Below are 15,559 nucleotides of genomic sequence, written 5' to 3'. Positions count from 1 at the left end.
CGTATATGCGCTTCTCTCTTTTTTTTACCCCCCTACCAAACATTAAGGAGTTTGTTATGTTAAGAAAGAAAAAGACATCTGTCTTTCTCTCCGCTTTGGTATTGTTCTCAGCAGGTTTTGTAAACTGCTCCCAAGAACTACCTCTCAAAGAATTAGCTTTGGCAAAATCTCAAGTAGAAAGAGCTGAAAGACTTTCCGCAGAAGAATATGCCCCTGAAGAATATTCTGAGGCTAAAAAAAGTTTAGTTTCTGCAAATGAATTTGCTGCCGAAGAAAAAGCATCGGACTCCAAAAAGAGTGCTGACTATGCAATTTCCAAAGCTTATGATGCATTAGAAAAAACATTACCGAAGTTAGCTGCAAAATCGAGAGAAGAGGCAGTTGCTGCCATTGACGCTGCAGACGAAGCATACGCGTCTGAATACACTCCCGAAGAATATAAAAAAGCAGTGAGTGCAAGAGATGCAGGTGAAACTAAATTAGCACAAGCTGATGCTAGCCTTGCTTCTTACTTACGTGAAGATAAAGACGAAACTGCAAAAGAATTAAAAAGAACTGTTGCTTTACAAGAATATGAAGATGCTCATAACCAATTCCAAGAAGCATCAAAGATCAGTTCAGACGCAAGGAAAGTTGCACTTGAGAAATCAGGTGGAGCACTTGTAAAATCTGCAGACGAAGTAGACGCATTACTCGATAAAGCAGCATCCTATTCAAAAGCAGGAAACCCTGCCATTGATGAAGAAAAAGCGAGAGTGGCTTCTGCAAGAGAAGACATCCAGGCAGGTAAATTAAAATCAGCGGACGAAAAAATCAAAGCTGCTCGATTGGCATCTGCATCCCTACTGCAAGATTCTATTAAAGACCATGCAAAAAATCGAAATGCACAAGCACGTGAAGTGGTTGAAGATGCAAACGTTCGATTTGGTGAGTTAAATGCAGAAACCTATCTCAAATCAAATGCAAAAGAATCATATGCAAGCACACAAGAAAACCTTGGTGCATCCAATGAATCTTTACAAGCATCTGGGAACTTATTAGAACAAGATAAGTTTGAGGATTCGATTGCTCAATCCGAGGAAGCAATTCGATTGGCGGAAATTTCTATCGACCAAATCGAAACTCTCAAAGGAAAAAACAACGTAGCTAAAAAAGATCGCAAAACGGTAGAAACAACCGAGACAACAACCACTGAAACAAAAGATACAAAAGCATCTTCTTCTCAAGTGGAAGAATTGTCTGGTGGTTGGAAACGATACACAGTAGAAAAATCCAATCCTGCAGATTGCCTCTGGAGAATCGCAGATCGTGAAGATATCTATAGTGATGCAAAACTTTGGCCACGTATTTTTGAAGCGAATCGTAAATCCATTCGTAATAAAAATCTAATCTATCCAAAACAAAAACTCAATATCCCACCAAAAACGGGGAAAATTGGAAAAGCTCCTAAGCAATAAACATTGTTTAGGTGATTTGAAAAAAGCTGTCGTAAAGACAGCTTTTTTTTTGTCTAAATTATAGGATGAATATGAATAGAGGATATACAACTCCCGTAACATCAATCACAGAAAAAGACTTTGAATCTTTGGTCCAATTGGCTTTGGAAGAAGATTTGCCTGCGGGAGACATTACAACGGATACTTTGTTTTCTGTTGAAGAATCTTGTACTGCTATCCTACTTGCGAAAGAGGAAGGTGTATTATGTGGACTTTCCGTGATTCCATGCCTAATTCAAAAATCGAAAACAAACGTAACTTGGAGTCAGATTTTGGAAGATGGGGCTCCCTTATCCAAAGGAACGATCATTGGTGAGTTAAAAGGATCTCTCGTTGGCATCTTAAAAATGGAACGTATTTTACTCAATTTCATCCAATACCTTTCTGGAATTGCCACAAATGCCAATCGAGTTGCCAAACAGTTTCCAAATCTCCTCATCCTAGATACTAGAAAAACCTTACCTGGTTATCGAAAATTAGCAAAATATGCGGTATACACTGGTGGTGGTGCCAATCACCGAATCAATTTATCTGATATGGCGATGTTAAAAGATAATCATATAACAAAAGCAGGTTCGATTCAATCAGCGGTACAAATGGTACGGCAAAAAAATCCAGGGAAAAAAATTGAATTGGAAATTGATGGGCTCTCCCAACTAGAAGATGCCATCGAATCCAAACCAGATATCCTTCTTTTGGATAATTTTTCCGATGGGGATACCGAAAAAGCAATTTATATCTTAAAAGATAAAGCCCCAGAGATTCGTATCGAATGTTCAGGTGGTATTACACCCGATAAATTAAAATTTTTATCTAAGTTTGAAGGAATTGGAGTGAGTATGGGATATTTAACTCATACTGTGAAATTTTTGGACATAAGTTTGGATATCAAATAATGGGACTTTATCAAGATATAAAGGACAAACAAGAGTTATTTGATGCTGTCCAAAAAAGACTTGGTCCTGAAAAAGCACAACTTATCGAAAAGGCATATCACATTGCCGATAAAATGCATGAAGGGCAAAAAAGGCTTTCTGGCGAACCATATATCATCCATCCGATGAATGTAGCTTCTGTTTTAGATGAATTAGGTCTAGATGAAAGGGCAATCGCAGCAGGATTATTACATGATGTTGTAGAGGATACAAGTTACACCAAAGAAGATATGGCAAAAGAGTTTGGTGAGGACATTGCTGCTCTTGTAGAAGGTGTTACAAAAATCTCTGAAATTAAATCGCAATCGAAAGAAACTGAAGCTGCGGAAAACATTCGAAAGATGTTACTTGCTACAATTAAAGATGTGCGTGTGATGTTAATTAAACTGGCAGATAAAACACATAATGTCAGAACTTTAAAATTCCAACCGGAAGAGAAACAGAAACGAATCGCCAAAGAAGTGTTATCTCTTTATGCTCCTATTGCAGGTAGGCTTGGTGTTTATAAGGTAAAATTTGAATTGGAAGATTTAGCCTTTCAGTCTTTACATCCAGAAGAATATCAAGAAATCAAAAAAAGAGTTTCTGCTAAAAAATCTGAACGTGATGAATACATTGAAAAAATTAAAATTATCTTAAAACAACGATTAGCAGAAATCAATATTGATGCAAGGATAGACGGAAGGGCCAAACATTTTTATTCAATATATCGCAAGATGGTCACCAAGGAAAAATCTTTTTCTGAAATCTTTGACCTACGTGCTGTTCGAATCATAGCGAATGAAATTAAAGATTGTTACGGTGTGCTTGGAATTGTACATACCTTATGGACTCCTATCCCCGGAAGATTCAAAGATTATATTGCCACTCCCAAAACAAACCTTTACCAATCTTTACATACAACTGTGTTTGGACCAGACGGTCGTCCCATGGAAGTACAAATTCGTACAAAAGAAATGAATGCCATTGCTGAGAATGGAGTGGCAGCACATTGGGCATACAAAGAATCGACGAACCTTTCTCGTTCATCTGTTATCTTACAAAATGGTGTAGAAAATGCCTTCCGAATGAAGTGGTTGGAGATTTTAAAATCATGGCAAGATCCAAGTTTAGACTCAAAAGAGTTTATGGAGGAACTCCAATATGATCTTCATGAAGATGAGGTTTTTGTTTTTACACCAAAAGGTGAAATCATCGAAATGCCTAAAGGTGCGACGGTTTTAGACTATGCATTTCGTATCCATACTGATGTAGGCCTTCACGCGCGTGGAGGTAAGGTGAATGGTAGAATGGTTACACTTCGTACGGAATTGAAGTCGGGTGACCAAGTAGAAATCATTACGGAAAAAAATTCGAAACCATCACCAATCTGGCTTCGGATTGTGAAAACTTCTGGCGCCAGACAAAAGTTACGTGCTTATTTTCGAAAACTGCAGGAAGATTCCCAAAAAGAAACCATTGGTTCTGTCTTAGAAGCTTCAAATCCAAGCTTTGATGAAAATACCATCAAAGAAATCAAAAAAGTAAAAATTAAAAAACCAACAAAACCGAACCAAAACCAAGAAGAATCAAAGGAGTTTGGGATATCGGTTGCAGGTTGGAATGATGTACCAGTTCGAGTTGCCTCTTGTTGTACACCAATTCCAGGGGATGAAATCATCGGTTTTATCACACGTGGAAGAGGTGTTAGTGTTCACAAAAAAGACTGCTCAACGGCAACCAAACAGTTAGAATGGATGAAAACAATTCCAGTTCGATGGGAAGGACCTGGTGAACCAATCCCTATCCAAATTGAAGTTCGTGCCAAAGACGTACAAGGGATTTATCTATCGATGGTGGAATCCATTTCGAGTACAGAAACAAATATTTTGGAGGCAGGTGCTTCTTCTCATCCGAATGGAACACTGACCGCCAAATTCATGTTAGAAGTTGATCACTTGGACCAACTAAAAGAAATATTAGAAAATTTGAGAATGATTCAAGGTGTAGTGTTTGCTGAAAGGGTTAAAAAATAAACCATTGTATCTCATTTGGTTCTAATTTGAAATACATTCCTTCTTTTTGTGGTTTGCCTTGCGGGTAAACCTGATTCGAAACAATATTGATTAATGTTTCCTTGTATGGTATTTTTTCCTCATAAGGAATCCATCCTGAACAAGGTACCTGATGATAATTCCAAAGGAAAAGTTCTGTCTGATTGTTTGAGATCAGCAATCGCATAAAAACAGGCAATTGGTTCATTTCTAAGTAATGTACAGTTTGGTATTCGATCTGAGTGGAACGTTTGGAAATTGTGGAAAAGGCTCTCCTGTAAAATTCTTCTGTTTCTCTGTCAGGTGATTCTTCATCTGCATTTTTCAATTGGACAGGAATTTTTTTGAGAGAACCAACTTCTTGGCCATCAAATAGAAGTAGAATGCCTGGTAGACAAGATAATAAACTAAAGTATGTTTTGGAATGTTCGCCAAATGTAAGTTTGGCTCTATTTTCGTCGTGGTTTTCCAAAAAACGAATTAAGTTTGGCTTTGAAATCTGTTCAGATTCATATGAAATGAGTTCTGCCACCTGATCTAATTTATGATGCACCAACTCGTCATAAAGTGTCTTATCATAAGTAGCATCAAAACCTAATGAACGTAATGTACCATCTAATCCCCAATAGACTTCTGCATAAAATCGAAAATGTGGGAATTCACTTTTGATGGAATTGATAACATTTTCCCAATGATATACGGATCGTTTCCCGTGAGTTTTTTCAAAAATATCAGGTAAAAGTAACATTGCCATATCGCATCTAACACCATCGCAGTGTTTTGCGATCTTATTTAAAATTTGAATGTGGTGATTTTCTACTTCAGGGTTTGAAAAATCCCATTGGATTGTATCCGTCCAACCATCATAATACGGATCTTTACCATGTTTGTAACGATTTCCATTTGGGTGTAAAAAACTATTTTTATCCTCTTCCGTAGGGATAGATTTTAGAAATAAATTTGGAAATTCGGAAACCAGTGGCGAATCAATTGCCATATGGTTGGGTACAAAATCGAGAATTAGTTTTTTGTTTTTGGATTGGAACCATTCGTATATGACTGTTAGGTCTTGATCTCCACCTATCAGAGGGTCCAAATTGTATTCATAAATGGAATAGGGAGATCCGTAAATATCAGTGTTTGCCAGTTGTGATTTAACAGAATCGTATCCTGGCCTTAGTTCAGGCATTGTTTGTGCGATTCTTTGTGAGCTTGGACTATTTTTCCAAACACCCATAAGCCAAATTTCATCTGCCCAATCAAAGGGAGTTTTTTTTTCTAATTCATTCAAAATAACAGGAAGATGTTCCCCCTTTTTTCCACAAAAAAGCCTTGAGCCTATCTCGTACAAATGGATTTGATGGAAGGGATGTTTCATAAATTAGTTCAATACCATATGGTCCGTTCCCAAGTAATCAAGTTTGTTTTGGTGGGGATTACCTGTCTTTTACCAATTCTTTTTTTCCAAAATTGTTCAGAAGAGGACAATAAAGAAAGTCTGAGCCGCGTGGTTGACCTTGCTTGGGAAGGTGATCCAAATTCCATACCGAAAGCCTTACAAGTAAAAAATCCAGTCGCGGACCCTAAGGCAAAAAAGGGAGGTAGAATACGGATCTACTCTCATCAATTTCCAAAATCATTGAACTATTACTTAGACCAGTTTACAACTACTGCACGAATCTTTACAAGTTTATACGAACCGCTTACAGCTTATCATCCACTTACGCTGGAAACCATCCCTCACCTTGCAAAGGAATGGAAAATTTCTCCAGACAAAAAGAAGTTCACTTTTTATTTAGATTCCAATGCACGTTGGTCTGATGGGAAACCTGTTACCGCAGATGATGTTATTTTTACTTATGATACTATCATGAATCCAAAAAATGGAACGGCAGTATTTAGAATCTCTCTTTCTCGTTTCTTAAAACCTGTTAAGGTAGATGACCTAACAGTTGTTTTTGAGGCAAAAGAAGTTCATTGGAATAATTTTAATGATATCGCATCGTCCATCTTTATTTTACCAAAACATCATTTTGAAGGGAAAGATTTTAATAAAGAAAATATGGAATTTCCGATCGTTTCAGGTCCATATAAAATAACAGAAGTCAAAAAGAACCGATACATCAAATTAGAAAGAAGAGGAGATTGGTGGCAAAGGGCATATCCATTTAACGAAGGTCGAAACAATTTTGATCAAATTGTATACAAAGTTTATAACGAAGAAGCAGTAGCCTTACAAGCATTCAAAAAAGGTGATATAGACATTTATCCTGTTTACTCAGCATTTGTATGGGTAGAAGAGGCAAAAGGGGAAGCTTTTGATCTTAATTGGATTGCCAAACAACGTATTTTCAACTTGAAACCAATTGGATTCCAAGGTTGGGCAATGAACTCTCGGAGATCTATATTTGCTGACAAACGTGTGAGAGAAGCAATGAACTTACTTGTGGATCGGAAATTAATGATCGATAAACTAGCGTATGGTGAATATGATCCAACAAATAGTTATTACCCAGATTTTTATTTAGGTGGTGAAAAAAATCCAAACATTCCAACAGAGTTTAATATTGAAAAGGCGAGAAAATTACTAGCAGAAGCTGGTTGGAAACCTAACTCGGAAGGGATTTTGGAAAAAGATGGAAAACCATTCCAGTTTTCAATCCTTGATCGAGATAAAAAAACAGAGAAATATTTTACAGTGTTTCTGGAGAAAGCCAAAGAAGTGGGTATCCGAGCATCGATTGATACATTGGATTTAGCTGCTTGGAGTGAACGAGTTGATAAATATGATTTTGATATGACTTGGGCCGCTTGGGGGTCCGGGATCTTTAAAGATCCTGAATCACAATGGTTATCAAAGTATGCAGATGAAGAAGGGCAACCTAATTTACCTGGATTAAAAATACCAGAAGTGGACAAACTCATTGAAAAACAAAAAACTGAATTTTCAGTAACCAAACGAAACGAAATTCTCAAACAAATTGATCGAATTGTTTATAAAGAATACCCATATGTATTACTATGGCATTTGCCAAGCACACGACTTTTGTATTGGCAAAAATACGGAATGCCTAGTTTACCACTTGGTAAATATGGAGATGAGAGTTTTTCATCTGACTATTGGTGGTATGATGAAGAAAGAGATAAAAAGTTAACTGAGAGCCTTTCTAAAAAAGAAAAGTTTTTCGATTACGAATCCATTGTTCGTTGGAAGTAATCTTAGTTAGTGGCAGATAAAAAAGGTCCAATCAAAGGGATCCGTGATCGGATCTCACAACTTTGGAATCAATATCCTAGTTGGGGGAAAATTCCACAATTTTTAGAATTGTTGGAGAAGGGTCTCGACAAAGAGCTGTTTGTCGATCCAAATAAAAATGAAGAACCCATTCCACTGGAAGACTTACCAGTGGATGAAGTTCTTCGAAAATCTGGTTTTATTCGAAATTTATACGAGAGGTTATTTCCTGTTTCGCATGTCTTTCGAATGACCTATCGTTACAATCGTGAATTTTTAGATAATTTTATGCCTCTGTCCTTAAACGATTATATAGGACGAGGTTCTTATAAATTTGTTTATAAACTTCCTTGGAACCAAGTGGTCAAGATAGGAAAATCAAAATTACCTTCTGATGTGATTTTCGGTTCCCTATTCAAAGAAGTAGGCAGAGATTTAACTCGATTTTTAAAACCTGAGGAAATTGAACTTAGAGATTTCTTAAAAAGGCAAACTTTCCGAGATTCCAAAAAAGACGAAATTGATTTTAAATTCAAACGATTGGGTTTGGAACGGTTACATTACTGGAAACTAAAATCATTGATTCCTGATTTAGTTGTTCCCACCCGTTTTTTTATGGGATTACGAATGAGGAAAAATCCATTTGGAATTCCAAACGTCACCCTGACACCCTGTGACCAACAACCTCTTCTTGCAGGGAAACATTTAAAAGAATTTACCATCCGCAACGAAAAATTAGACCAAAATCCGATTTTGGATAAACTATTCCCAAAATGGAAATTAAATTTTGATTCTCACAGGTTTGGAGTGATCTCCAAATCGAAACTCAAAAAAATTGCAGTGGATTTTAATCGTGTGATTGAAGTTACAAAGTATTTAGCTGAAGAAGAAAAATTAATATTTGATATCCATGCAGAAAACATCATCATCACGTTACCTGATTTTGAACTAAAAATTTTTGATTTTCATGTGTTTGACGACTATCTCTATGAACCTTCTTTAGAAAATCCAACTCCCGAGATGGATCACATTCTAATCATTGAAGAGTTTATCAAATCGTTTGAATTGGATTAGTGTATGTTGGATTTAAAACGTAATTTTATTTCTTATTATCTATTAGCAGCAATGATGATTTTGTTTGCTATTTACCAAGCATATCACTGGAGATGGATTTGTGATGATGCTTACATAAGTTTTGTGTATGCTAGAAATTTCTTTGAAGGAAATGGTTTAGTATTTAATCTAGGGGAGAAGGTGGAAGGATATACAAATTTTCTTTGGACTCTCTTTTTATCCCTTGGTTATTTTGTTGGTATCAAACCACAGCTGTTGTCTGTGTTTACAGGAATCTTTTTTTATATTCTAGTTTTGTGTTTGTTTTTTACTGCTGAAAATAAAGTTTCTTTTGGAAATGTTTACCCTTTACTCATTGTCCATTTGGCATTTTTATTTCACTTGTACATATTCGCAAGTTCGGGTTTAGAAACTTCTGTATTCACTTTTTTTTTAAGTTGGGGATTGTTACTTTGGGAAAAACAAAACAAACGTGTGTTTCTCGTGTTTTTCCTAACATCACTCATTCGCCCTGAAGGGGCTTTGTTTTTGGTTTTCGCATCACTGGATTGGATACGAAAAAAACAGTATAAAGAACCTATTGTTTTTGGAGTTTTGTTCTTACTTTTTTGTACGTTACGTTTTTTTTATTACGAAGATTTTTTTCCGAATACCTTTTATGCCAAAGGGAATAAAGGAAGTTATTTTTCACAAGGGTTCTATTATCTTTTGTATTTGTTAAGATCCTATCCATTGTTTCCGTTTGTAATTCTACTCACTGTTATTCAGATCTTCCATATCTTTCGTACAAAAAAAGAAAATCAATTCCTTGTTTATACCCTCATACTTTATATCGTTTATGTGTTGTATGTCGGTGGTGACTTTATGGGGAACCGGTTTTGGATTCCGATTTTACCTTTTTTCTCTTATTTAGCATTCCAAAGGATCCAGTTTTGGACAAACGAGTCGCAAATTGAGTCCAATCAAAAATATCGTTTTTATCAGATCTATTCCAAAAATTCGATTCTGTTTGCCTTAGTCTTTGTCCTTTCTTCTGCGATTTATACCGACCCATTAAAATCCGATGGCAAACGTGTACCTGATTGGCATGGAATTGGCGAAGAACGAATGTTTTATGAACAACACTTAATTGATCAAAATGGATATGATGAAGGTGCTCTAGAGAATTTTCGAGTGGCATTTTTTGGAGCGCAGGCTCATTTCATTTATTATTTAAAACCCAATTTTGCGTTTGAAGCAGAGTCAGGGCTTACGGACAAAATTTTTGCGAAAAAACAAATCGATGTTAGGGGGAGAGTTGGTCACGAAACAAAACTCTCTTATGAGGATTTGAATTTTCGTAAAATCGATCTTTTGCTCGATCATCGTCTGCCTGAATTAGATCTTCCCTTTGTCACTTATACATGGCGCTCTTCGCCACTTAGGTTTTACCTTTGGAATTATGATCCAATCAAAATGAATCCACTTTGCCAAAGGAAGGATTGGAATTGTGATGATCTAACGAAACGTTTTTTGTCTGAAGGTTTGGATTTGAAACAAACAGTCTTTTTTGGGAAAAACGATTCCAAATGAAACAATCTGTATTGGTTCCGTATGGAAAGATTACTTATGGCACATTGGGGAAAGTGGAACTCTCAAATACGATTCAAGGAAACCAAGTGTTTCCAAAATCAGCCAAGGATTGGCTCACATATACTAGGGAGGTTTTTTCAGAAACCTATTCAATTCCAACGTATCAGATCCATAGTTTAGGGCAAGTTCATGGTGATCACATTGAAAAGTTTCCTTCTGAAACAAATCATATACCAGTCATCGAAGTGAAGCAAGGGGACGGACTTTTTTCCTTACAAAAAAACCAAGTTCTTGTGGTGCGAACTGCTGATTGTGTGCCCGTATTCCTTTATTCCATAAAACAACCGTTTGTTTCTGTCCTACATTCCGGTTGGAAAGGTACACAATTAGGAATTACTGAAAAAATGATCGAAAAACTCATCAGCGAAGGTTTTTCCTTTGAGGAATTAATTCTCGAACTAGGGCCTTATATCCAAAGAAAACATTATGAAGTGGGAGAAGATGTAGCAGTTTTTTTCACCGAATTGGGAACGGAAGTTTGTATGCCAATCAGTGGTGGTAAGTTTCTTTTGGATGTGGGACTTGCGATTACAAAGAGAGTGGAACAGCGATTTGGTGAGAACATTCGAATTGTCAATCGACATACAGATGTTTTCCAAAGCCCTCTTTACTTTAGTCATAGGACCAAAGAAGAGGGTCGGAATTTGAATTTTATACTTTGGGAATCTTAATCAGAGTTTCTTTGATTTTTTCTAAGATTTTTTCTCGTTTGATGGGTTTTACAATATAGTCCATCGCACCGTTTTCTAATAACGCTTTGATGACTGAAGGAGTGTTTTCTTCCGAGATAAATAGAATCCTCGGTAATACTCCCATCTCTTTCATATCCCAAAATGCAGCATAACCATCTACTTCTGGTAAAAAGATTTCAATGGTAACAAGGTCAATTTGTTGGCGATTTTCCTTGTACAGTTTAAGAAGTTCTTTTCCCGTTTCAGCAATTCCTATGATTTTGAAACCTTCCGATTCCAAAATCTGTTGGAGTTGTTTCGACTGGAATTTGGAATTCTCAGCAATGAGAATCTGATATGGTCTGCCTGTCGGTCCTATGCCTGCTTGCATGATGTTCTACGTACCTTATCCAAGTGCCTTTTCGATTTCAACACCAATTTCTTTCGTTCCAAGGACTGTTGTTCCTTCTTCGGCGATGTCTCGTGTGCGAAGCCCTTTTTTGAGCACTGTGCGGATGGCGTTTTCGATAGCAACAGCCTCTTTTTCCATAGAGAAAGAATATCGTAACATCAGAGCCCCAGAAAGAATTTGAGCAATCGGATTGGCGATTCCTTTCCCTGCGATATCAGGTGCAGAACCACCAGATGGTTCATAGAGTCCAAAACCAGATTCTGAAAGGGAAGCAGACGGTAACATACCAATCGAACCTGTGATGATGGAAGCTTCGTCTGAAAGGATATCTCCAAACATATTCTCACAAAGCATCACATCAAATTGTTTCGGTTTGACAATGAGCTGCATGGCTGCGTTGTCCACGTAGAGGTGTTCCAAAACACAGTCCGAGAATTCTTTTTTATGAAGTTCCACCACAACTTCTCTCCACAATACGGAAGTGGTGAGAACGTTTGCTTTATCAATGCTTGTTACTTTCTTATTTCGTTTTTTAGCCGCTTCGAAAGCGGTGCGAGCAATACGTTCAATTTCCCTTCTGGAATACCGCATGGTGTCATAAGCAAATTCTTCAGGCCCACTTCCTTCACGACCTTTTGGTTTTCCAAAGTAGATCCCAGAGGTTAACTCGCGTAAGATGAGAATATCAAGGCCATCACCAATGATGTCGCCACGGATGGGGCTTGCTTTTTTTAATTCTGGGTAAATGATCGCAGGTCGAAGGTTGGCAAACAAATCAAAGTGTTTGCGAAGTGGGAGTAGGGCACCACGTTCTGGTTGTCTGTCGGGAGGAAGGCCTTCCCATTTTGGTCCACCTACTGATCCAAAAAAAATAGCACTGGATGATTCACAAAGTTTTAAAGTTTCTTCTGGTAGCGGAAATCCAGTGGCATCAATGGCTGCCCCGCCAACTAATGCGTGTTCAAAGCTAAATTCACTTGCTTTGTTTCCTAATGCTTTCCCTACCACTTGCAGGGCCACTTCCATTACTTCTGGGCCGATTCCATCACCGGCTAGTACTGCTACTTTCTTCATTTCATTTCCTTTAAAACTGATTCTAAAATATCCAACCCTTCTGTCGCTTTTTCTATGCTTAAGATGAGAGGAGGGATAATACGAATGACTTTTCCTGCTGTGCTATTGACCACAAGGCCACGTTTTAAACATTCTTCCACAACGGGTCTTGATTCTGCAAAGAGTTCTACACCAATATGAAGGCCTCTACCACGGACTTCTTTGATTTTACCTGTGGACTCCATCATTTGTTTTAAACGAAGGAACATTTGTTCCGAGATGGTGGAGACATGATCGAGTAAATTACGTGATAGGATGATCTTAAATGTTTCATATGCAGCTACACATGCTAGGTGGTTTCCACCGAAAGTAGATCCATGCATCCCTTTTTCCAAAACAGATTCATATTCCTTCGAAACAACAAGTGCACCCATCGGAAATCCTGATCCGAGTGCTTTTGCGAGAGTAAACGCATCTGGATACATTCCGTAGTGTTCAAAACAAAACATCTTTCCTGTTCGACCCATGCCTGTTTGGATTTCATCAAACACAAGAAGAGAATTGGTTTCTTCTGTTAGTTTACGTGCAAGGTTTACAAACGACTGAGAAAGTGGAATTACGCCACCTTCACCGATGATGAGTTCCATGATGATCCCAGCAACGGATCCACCGTATTGTTCAAAAGCTTGGATGAGGGAATCTTCGTTATTGGCTTCTACAAAATGGATGTCAGCTGCGAGTTCTCCAAAACCATTTCGAACCGATTCATTTCCCGTCATGGACATAGCAGACAAAGTTCTTCCATGAAAACTAGATTGTAGGGCTAAAATGACTGGTTTGTCTATGTTTTGGTTTACCCCATGGCGACGCATGAGTTTGAAAGCAGCTTCGTTTGCCTCAGTTCCTGAATTGCATAAAAACACTTTTCCAGGGATACTATTTTCAATGATGACTTCCGCAAGTTTTGCTTGTTCTTCCGAATAATACAAGTTCGAAGAATGGAAAATTTTATCCATTTGGTTTCGAATGGCTTCAATGAGATCTGCTTCTCCATGACCTAAATTGGAAACAGCAATGCCAGCTAAAAAGTCGATATAACCCTTGTTATCTTGGTCAAAGAGCATTTCTCCAACACCATATTGAAAGGCAACTGGGTATCTGTTGTAGGTATTGAGAAGGTATTTATCCGAAAGTGTTTTGATACTTTCAAATTTAGTTTTGGTTTCGGAACTCATAATAGGCCTGCTAGTTTTAAAAATTCGGTTTCAGCGAGGGAAATTTCAGATCCAAGTGATTCCCATAGGGATGGGATCTCGGATGTTTTTTTCGGTTTTTTCTGGGAAGCAAAAGAAGAATAAACTTTTACCTTAGGTTCTGTTCCTGAAGGACGTATGGTGAGTTTTGCATTTCCTTCCAGTTCTACTTGGATTACATTAGACTTTGGCATCCCTTTGAATACAGAGGTTTTACTTTTGCCGGAAGCAGTTTGTGTTTCATAGTCTAAGACACCCACAACCTTTCTTCCCCCAATCATTTTTCCGATTAGGTTTTCTTTTCGTAAGGCCTCAATGGATTCTTTGATTTTGGTTTGTCCAGAACTCCCTTCTAATGTTAGTGAATATAGACTTTCGCGGTAAAGTCCATACTTCAAATAAATTTCTGTTAGGTAACTGAGTAGGTCTCCTTTTTCTGCGAGGATCTCTACAAAAAGAAGTGCACTCGAAAGGGAGTCTTTGTCGCGAACAAATGGTACGGGAAGGTATCCATAAGATTCTTCTCCACCAAATAGAAACAAATTGTTTTTCTTTTTTTCAATTTGTTTCATTTCTTCTGCGATGTATTTGAATCCAGTGAGGACATTTTTGATTTTGATTCCATTTTTTTTGGCAATTGCTTCTTGTAAGTCAGTTGTGACGATGGTTTTCACTAAGTGGAATACTTTGCCTTTTGCTTTTTTTTGTTCACAAAGGTAAGCTGCCATAATGGACCCAATTTGGTTTCCATTTAGATACTCATATTCCCCATCGGACTTTCGAACACCCACTCCCAATCTGTCTGCATCTGGGTCTGTGGCAATGAACACTTCCGCTTTTTTCTTTTTGGCGTGAAACTCACATAAGGCGAGGGCTTCTTTTTCTTCCGGGTTTGGGTATTTGACCGTTGGAAACTCACCATCTGGTTTTTTTTGTTCTGGTACTAAAAATACAGATTTATATCCGAAATAGGATAACATCTCTTTCATGTACTCTCCACCAGTCCCGTGTAACGGAGAGTAAACGATTTTTAAGTTGGTGCGAGTTTTTGGTTTTGCTTTGGATTGGATTTTTGCGTTTTTTAAATCCTTTAAGTAACTTTTAAAACAATCAGTTCCCACTGACTTCACAAATTTTTTATAAACTTTGTCTGTTTTGGAAAGCATTGGGATGGACGACCAATCTTCAATCTCACCAATTCGTTTGATGATAAGGGCATCGTCTGGTGGGACAAGTTGTCCTCCATCGGAAAGATAGGCTTTGAACCCATTGTATTCTGGTGGGTTATGAGAAGCAGTGATGACAATCCCACCACTTGCTTTGTAATAACGAATGGCATAAGACAATAGTGGGGTAGGTGTTACCTTGGGAAATAAATGAACGGTAACTCCGAGGGTAGCACCAATGCCTGCTGAAAGTTCCGCGAATTCTTTTGATAACCTTCTGGAATCATACGCGATGACAATGGATGGATTTTCTTTTGTGTCTCTTAAATAACTAAGAAAACCAAGAGCAGCACGACCCACTGTATAGAGGTTCATTTTGCCAATTCCATTTCCGATTTTCCCTCGGATCCCTCCCGTACCAAAACTGAGCGGGTGTGCATATGAATCGACGAGTTCCGATGTGATTCCTTTTTGCCAATCTTCGTATGCCTTTTTGGCTTCGGATTGGATTTCTGTAGAAAAAGGTGATTTCGTCCAAGATAGGATATTGTCTTCTGGTTTCAACATAGCTTACATACTAATCTTTTGAAGCTAAGTTG

At 37.7% G+C, this 15,559-nt stretch carries 12 protein-coding genes; 7 read left to right on the top strand and 5 right to left on the bottom strand.

Annotation, left to right across the window (positions count from 1 at the left end):
* Window positions 1–56 precede the first annotated feature (56 nt).
* From DI076_RS04420 to DI076_RS04410, 3 genes are all read left to right on the top strand, one after another.
* Window positions 57–1,457: a lipoprotein LipL71 gene (locus DI076_RS04420; RefSeq protein ID WP_108958787.1), complete on the top strand. Its 1,401-nt coding sequence runs from the start codon at window positions 57–59 to the stop codon at window positions 1,455–1,457.
* Window positions 1,458–1,528: 71 nt separating this feature from the next.
* Entirely contained in the window at window positions 1,529–2,392 is an 864-nt protein-coding gene (gene nadC / locus DI076_RS04415; RefSeq protein WP_108958786.1) for a carboxylating nicotinate-nucleotide diphosphorylase, read from the top strand.
* Window positions 2,392–4,446 (top strand): RelA/SpoT family protein, encoded by a 2,055-nt coding sequence (locus DI076_RS04410; protein WP_108958785.1) that lies wholly within the window; start codon window positions 2,392–2,394, stop codon window positions 4,444–4,446. Before nadC ends, DI076_RS04410 begins: the two co-directional genes overlap by 1 nt.
* Here the strand turns inward: DI076_RS04410 and DI076_RS04405 are convergent.
* A complete protein-coding gene (locus DI076_RS04405; RefSeq protein WP_369689757.1) occupies window positions 4,436–5,755 on the bottom strand; it encodes an alpha-amylase family protein in 1,320 nt (439 codons plus the stop codon). The two genes, DI076_RS04410 and DI076_RS04405, sit on opposite strands and share 11 nt — an antisense overlap.
* A gap of 78 nt (window positions 5,756–5,833) precedes the next feature.
* On the opposite strand from DI076_RS04405, the gene DI076_RS04400 reads away from it, so the two are divergent.
* From DI076_RS04400 to DI076_RS04385, 4 genes are read left to right on the top strand one after another with little or no spacing between them, the layout of a single operon-like run.
* On the top strand, window positions 5,834–7,681 hold the full coding sequence (locus tag DI076_RS04400; protein WP_245918267.1) for an extracellular solute-binding protein: 1,848 nt from the start codon (window positions 5,834–5,836) through the stop codon (window positions 7,679–7,681).
* 30 nt (window positions 7,682–7,711) lie between these two features.
* On the top strand, window positions 7,712–8,773 hold the full coding sequence (locus tag DI076_RS04395; RefSeq protein ID WP_245918288.1) for a hypothetical protein: 1,062 nt from the start codon (window positions 7,712–7,714) through the stop codon (window positions 8,771–8,773).
* 3 nt (window positions 8,774–8,776) lie between these two features.
* Complete coding sequence (locus DI076_RS04390; RefSeq protein ID WP_108958782.1) at window positions 8,777–10,345, top strand: hypothetical protein; 1,569 nt, start codon at window positions 8,777–8,779, stop codon at window positions 10,343–10,345.
* Window positions 10,342–11,076 (top strand): purine nucleoside phosphorylase YfiH/LACC1 family protein, encoded by a 735-nt coding sequence (locus DI076_RS04385; protein ID WP_108958781.1) that lies wholly within the window; start codon window positions 10,342–10,344, stop codon window positions 11,074–11,076. The genes DI076_RS04390 and DI076_RS04385 overlap by 4 nt, the downstream gene beginning before the upstream one ends.
* On the opposite strand, the gene DI076_RS04380 is transcribed toward DI076_RS04385, so the two are convergent.
* The 4 genes from DI076_RS04380 to DI076_RS04365 are packed head-to-tail and all read right to left on the bottom strand — an operon-like array spanning window position 11,057 to window position 15,527.
* On the bottom strand, window positions 11,057–11,467 hold the full coding sequence (locus DI076_RS04380) for a response regulator (RefSeq protein WP_100727496.1): 411 nt from the start codon (window positions 11,465–11,467) through the stop codon (window positions 11,057–11,059). The two genes, DI076_RS04385 and DI076_RS04380, sit on opposite strands and share 20 nt — an antisense overlap.
* A 15-nt stretch (window positions 11,468–11,482) precedes the next feature.
* Window positions 11,483–12,562, bottom strand: coding sequence for a 3-isopropylmalate dehydrogenase (gene leuB / locus DI076_RS04375; RefSeq protein WP_108958780.1), 1,080 nt, complete (start codon window positions 12,560–12,562; stop codon window positions 11,483–11,485).
* Window positions 12,559–13,776 carry an aspartate aminotransferase family protein gene (locus DI076_RS04370; RefSeq protein ID WP_108958779.1) on the bottom strand — a complete coding sequence of 406 codons (1,218 nt, stop codon included), beginning with the start codon at window positions 13,774–13,776 and terminating at the stop codon, window positions 12,559–12,561. The genes leuB and DI076_RS04370 overlap by 4 nt, the downstream gene beginning before the upstream one ends.
* Entirely contained in the window at window positions 13,773–15,527 is a 1,755-nt protein-coding gene (locus DI076_RS04365; RefSeq protein ID WP_108958778.1) for a phospho-sugar mutase, read from the bottom strand. The genes DI076_RS04370 and DI076_RS04365 overlap by 4 nt, the downstream gene beginning before the upstream one ends.
* Window positions 15,528–15,559 lie beyond the last annotated feature (32 nt).

Source organism: Leptospira ellinghausenii (assembly GCF_003114815.1).
GTDB lineage: Bacteria > Spirochaetota > Leptospiria > Leptospirales > Leptospiraceae > Leptospira_A > Leptospira_A ellinghausenii.
This window is presented reverse-complemented; position numbering and strand designations above follow the sequence as displayed.

What these genes read in the sequence shown, in the direction of transcription:
- nadC (WP_108958786.1), top strand. Translation starts at nt 1,529, where the DNA reads ATGAATAGAGGATATACAACTCCCGTAACATCAATCACAGAAAAAGAC.
- DI076_RS04420 (WP_108958787.1), top strand. Translation starts at nt 57, where the DNA reads ATGTTAAGAAAGAAAAAGACATCTGTCTTTCTCTCCGCTTTGGTATTG.
- DI076_RS04370 (WP_108958779.1), bottom strand. Translation starts at nt 13,776, where the DNA reads ATGAGTTCCGAAACCAAAACTAAATTTGAAAGTATCAAAACACTTTCG.
- DI076_RS04400 (WP_245918267.1), top strand. Translation starts at nt 5,834, where the DNA reads ATGTTTCATAAATTAGTTCAATACCATATGGTCCGTTCCCAAGTAATC.
- DI076_RS04380 (WP_100727496.1), bottom strand. Translation starts at nt 11,467, where the DNA reads ATGCAAGCAGGCATAGGACCGACAGGCAGACCATATCAGATTCTCATT.
- DI076_RS04410 (WP_108958785.1), top strand. Translation starts at nt 2,392, where the DNA reads ATGGGACTTTATCAAGATATAAAGGACAAACAAGAGTTATTTGATGCT.
- leuB (WP_108958780.1), bottom strand. Translation starts at nt 12,562, where the DNA reads ATGAAGAAAGTAGCAGTACTAGCCGGTGATGGAATCGGCCCAGAAGTA.
- DI076_RS04365 (WP_108958778.1), bottom strand. Translation starts at nt 15,527, where the DNA reads ATGTTGAAACCAGAAGACAATATCCTATCTTGGACGAAATCACCTTTT.
- DI076_RS04390 (WP_108958782.1), top strand. Translation starts at nt 8,777, where the DNA reads ATGTTGGATTTAAAACGTAATTTTATTTCTTATTATCTATTAGCAGCA.
- DI076_RS04385 (WP_108958781.1), top strand. Translation starts at nt 10,342, where the DNA reads ATGAAACAATCTGTATTGGTTCCGTATGGAAAGATTACTTATGGCACA.